Here is a 4167-nt window from a genome sequence, read left to right as displayed (position 1 = left end):
GTCCACCACGAGGCCGTGGGGGACAAGCCTCAGTCCACCACGAGGCCGTGGGGGACACGAGGAGGTCCACCACGAGGCCGTGGGGGACAAGCCTCAGTCCACCACGAGGCCGTGGGGGACAAGCCTCAGTCCATCACGAGGCCGAGGGGGACAAGCCGAGGTCAACCACGAGGCCGTGGGGGACACCGCGCACCCCACCCGAAGGCCCAGGGGGAGACGCTTCACAGCGCTCGGCAGTAAAGCCTGCGGCCATCTCGCGCAGAGGAGAATCTGATGCCCCAGCACCCCTCACGCTGCCATCAGGTGCAACGACGCACTGACAGAGCACTGTTGCCTGCCCCCCCAACACACAGGAACTCGTCATCTCGAGCCCTAATCCATCCCCAACTCGCTCACACGCACCCTCACTACCCCCGCGAACGAGGCCTGAATGCGCTACACAGACATCCACCTGAGCGGCTTCGGCATCTACCGTGATCAGCATCTCCGCGACCTTTCCCCGGGCCTCGTCGTCTTCGTGGGCGACAACGAGGCGGGGAAGTCGACCCTGCTCGGATTCATCCGCGGGGTGCTGTTCGGCTATCCGACGGGAACCGAGAAGGAAAACTCCTATCCTGCGCTGCGTGGGGGGCGCGATGGGGGCAGCATCAAGGTGAGCACCGCGGCGGGTCACCGCTACCTCATTGCGCGCTACCGCGACAAGAAGGTGGCGGGCGAAGCCGAGGTCACGCCCCTCGACGGGGCGCCCGAAGCCTCCCTCGACGCCTTGCTGAAGGGCGTCACCCGAGAGAGCCTGCGCACCGTGTTCGCCTTCAGCCTGTCTGATCTGCAGAACATGAAGGCCCTGCACGGCGATGAGCTGCGCGGCGTCATCTACGGCGCCTCGATGGGGGTGGGCATCGCCGCCCTTCCCCAGGTGCAGAAGCAGCTCACCAAGAACGCCAAGGCGCTGCTCACGACAAATCCCAAGCCCCTGGTGGTGAAGGCCGAGCAGCTGCAGCAGCTGCACGTCGAGATCGAGGCTGCCGTTGAGAGCTTGGCGCAGTACGACGCGTTCTTCGAGCAGCGCAGCGCGCTCATCAATCAGATCTCGCAGGCGCAGGCCGACCTCGAGCAGGCAGAGAAGCGGCTGCACGCCATCGACCAGACCCGCAGGATGATCGATCCGTGGGAACGCCGCGAGCAGATCATCCATCAGATCGCCGCGCTGCCCGCCGAGCTCGATCGCGTCCCAGAGAACGCCTTACAAGAGCTGACGCGATTCACCGAACAGGCCAGCAGCCTCGACGGACTGATCACCGAGACGCAGAACGAGATCGAGAGAGCGCAGCGGCCCCAGACCGGTGCTGCGCACGCGCGCGCGCACGATGGCGGTGATCCCATCGAGGTGGCGCTTGCCGCCTGTCGCCCCGGCTGGAGCCTCGAGCGCCTCGAGGCCTTCGCGGCCGATGAGGCACGGGCCGACATCAAAGCGCTCGAGACGCCCCTGGCCGAGAAAGACGGGCTGCTGACACAGGCGCGCGCTGATCTCTCGTCGGCCGAGCGCGCGCTCGTCGACGCCGAGACCCGACTCGATACGGCCCGGCAGCAGCACGCCAGGGCCACCGCGGCAGGCGGGCAGAGCGTCATCGACATCGAGACGCGCATCGAGCGCCTGGCCCAGCTCGAGCAGCAGGTGCACGCCATCACGGGTCTGCAGACAACGGCTGAGCAGCTCGCCACCCTCGCCGCAGAGAAACAGCGGGCGCTGCGCGACCATCGCGATCGACCGCAGGTGAAGGCGGCCACGGCCATGCTGGTGCTCGGCGCGGCTCTCTCTTTGAGCGGCGCGGTCGCGCTGGGGGTGCAGGCCACAACCCACGCATCGGGCGGCGTGCTGGCCGTGGGCGGCGTGCTCATGCTGGTGGGAATTGCGCTGGTGGCCGTGCAGCTCTGGCAGAAGCGTGCCGAGGCTGCTGCCGCGCGCGAGATCGAGGCGCGTCTCGAACTCGAGCTGAACGAGGCGTCGAGCAAGGCCAGTCAAGCGCAGCAGCGCGAGCGCACGGCCCGAGACGCCGCGGCCAACGACGCCGCCGCCCTCGCCCTGCGCGGCGCGCTCACCCTCGAGAGCATCAGCATCGCGCGACGCGACGCCACCCACGATCTGGGCGAGGCCGGGGCGCTGCGCGAGAAGACCGAGGCGCTTCGCCAGCACGAGAAGACACTCAACGAAGCGCGCGCGGCGACCGTCGACCTCGAGCAGCGCCTCGACGCGCGCAAGAGAGAGCGCGCGCGCCTGAGCGACGACCTCGTTGACGTGCTGTCGCGCGCGGGGCTGCCGTCAGACCTCTCGCCTGGCGATGCCCTTGCCCTGGTCAGCCGCCTCGAGGTGCTGGCGCAGCGGTCGCGACAGCTGCATCGACTTCACGCGCAGCTCGCGCAGCGCAAAGCGCAGCGCAAAACGGTGAACGAACATCACGCCGCGCTGCTCGCCGCGGCCGGCTGCGCCACCGACGACGACCTTCGCGCCCTGGCCGAAGCGGTCGACCGTCGCGACAGCCTGCGCGAGTCGCTGCGCGAGGTCGAGCAGACGCTGCGGGTGCTGAGCGATGCATCCGACCCCGAAGCATGGGCGGCACAGGTGGGCGAGGTCAACCTCGAAGGGCTTGCGGCCGACGAGGCGCAGCTGAGCAACGCGGTGAAACACCTGCAGATCGCTCTCCACGGCGAAGGCGATGACGACGCGGCAATCGGGCTGCACAACCGGAAGACGAAGCTCGATGTGCAGCTCGACGCGCTGAGCGACGCCGACACCCTGAGCCACCTGCGCGCCAGAGAAGCGTCGCTGCGCGCCGAGCTAAGCGAGCTGGCCACCGAGTGGAGCCGCCTCGTGATCGCGAAGCACCTGCTCGACGAGGCCTGGAAGCGCTTCGAGCGCGACGCCCAGCCGCGGGTGGTGCAAGACGCGGGCGGGTACCTGTCGACCTTCACCCAGGGGGCGTACCGCGAGGTTCGCGCGAGGCTCACAAACGACTCAAAAGACTTCGACATCCTCGACAGCCATGGGGGTCGCAAGTCGGTCGATGCGCTGAGCAGCGGCACCCAAGAGCAGTTCTACCTCGCCCTGCGCTTCGGCTTCATCCGCCACCAGCAGCGCGAAGGCGTCACCATGCCCCTCGTGATCGACGACATCCTGGTCAACTTCGACCCCACCCGCGCCAAGAGCGCCGCCCGCGCCATCATCGAGCTCGCGCAGGAAACGCAGGTGCTGCTGTTCACCTGTCATCCCAGCACGGTCGCGCTGCTACAGAGCCTGGCGCCAGACGTGCCGGTGGTGCGCGTCGAGGACGGGGTGTTCAGGCCGCAGGGATAGGGGGCGACGCGTCGGCGAGAGGGGGGCGGGCAGCCCGCCTCAGTGCTTGAGCGTCTTCTTCAGGAAGCCCTGAAGGTCCCAGCCAGGAGCACCGTACTCGGCCGGGTAGAGGAAATTCGTGATGATGTACTTGCCGCCTGGCTCCCACTGCTTGACCACCGCGGTGACGCGCACCTTCGCGGGGCCCTGATCGCGGTTGAGCAGAATCGCCACGGGCACCAGTATCTGGCCGTTCTTGTTCACCGCGCTACGCACCGTGAAGCTCTTCGTGCCCATCTGTGAGTTGCCGAACGGGTCGAAATCGAGCCAGGGCTTGCCGCTCTCCGGCGTGTTGCCCGCCATCTCGAGCAGCCCGGCGGCCAGGTGCGCGTCGAGGTTGGCCTTCTGCCCGTTCACCAGCGTCTCGACCCAGTTGCGCGGTGAGCGCTCGACGGCGGTCATGTAGTCGCGATAGAACGCGTTCACGGTCTGCTCGGGCGTCGACTGGGCCCAGGCTCGTCCCGGCAGCAGCAGCGACAGGGCTGCGGCAAGGGTGAGGGCGCACGTGACGATGGCGAAGCGGCGGCGGTTCATGAGTGGACGTGACCTTTCTTTGATGGGGTCAGTCAGGATTCGCGGAGCAAGCGAACGTCCCTTCCCTTTGGGGGGAAACGGAGGCGACGATGCGTCGCCGGGCGACCCGGTGCGCTCACACCAGGCCCGAGAGGCGCCACCCTGGACGCCGGCTACAGGTATAGAGAGAGCCCGGCGCGCTCACACCAGGCGCGCCTCGAGGCCCGAGATGCGCCACCCTGGACGCCGGCTACAGGTATAGA

2 protein-coding genes are annotated in these 4167 nt (G+C 68.1%); one reads left to right on the top strand and one right to left on the bottom strand.

Annotated elements, in window-relative coordinates:
* Nucleotides 1–430 precede the first annotated feature (430 nt).
* Nucleotides 431–3352 (top strand): hypothetical protein, encoded by a 2922-nt coding sequence (locus EB084_20940; protein ID NDD30734.1) that lies wholly within the window; start codon nt 431–433, stop codon nt 3350–3352.
* Between the two features lie 39 nt (nt 3353–3391).
* On the opposite strand, the gene EB084_20935 is transcribed toward EB084_20940, so the two are convergent.
* Nucleotides 3392–3925, bottom strand: coding sequence for a DUF3828 domain-containing protein (locus EB084_20935; GenBank protein NDD30733.1), 534 nt, complete (start codon nt 3923–3925; stop codon nt 3392–3394).
* Nucleotides 3926–4167 lie beyond the last annotated feature (242 nt).

The organism is Pseudomonadota bacterium, assembly GCA_010028905.1.
Lineage (GTDB): Bacteria > Vulcanimicrobiota > Xenobia > RGZZ01 > RGZZ01 > RGZZ01.
This window is presented reverse-complemented; position numbering and strand designations above follow the sequence as displayed.

What these genes read in the sequence shown, in the direction of transcription:
- EB084_20940 (NDD30734.1), top strand. Translation starts at nt 431, where the DNA reads ATGCGCTACACAGACATCCACCTGAGCGGCTTCGGCATCTACCGTGAT.
- EB084_20935 (NDD30733.1), bottom strand. Translation starts at nt 3,925, where the DNA reads ATGAACCGCCGCCGCTTCGCCATCGTCACGTGCGCCCTCACCCTTGCC.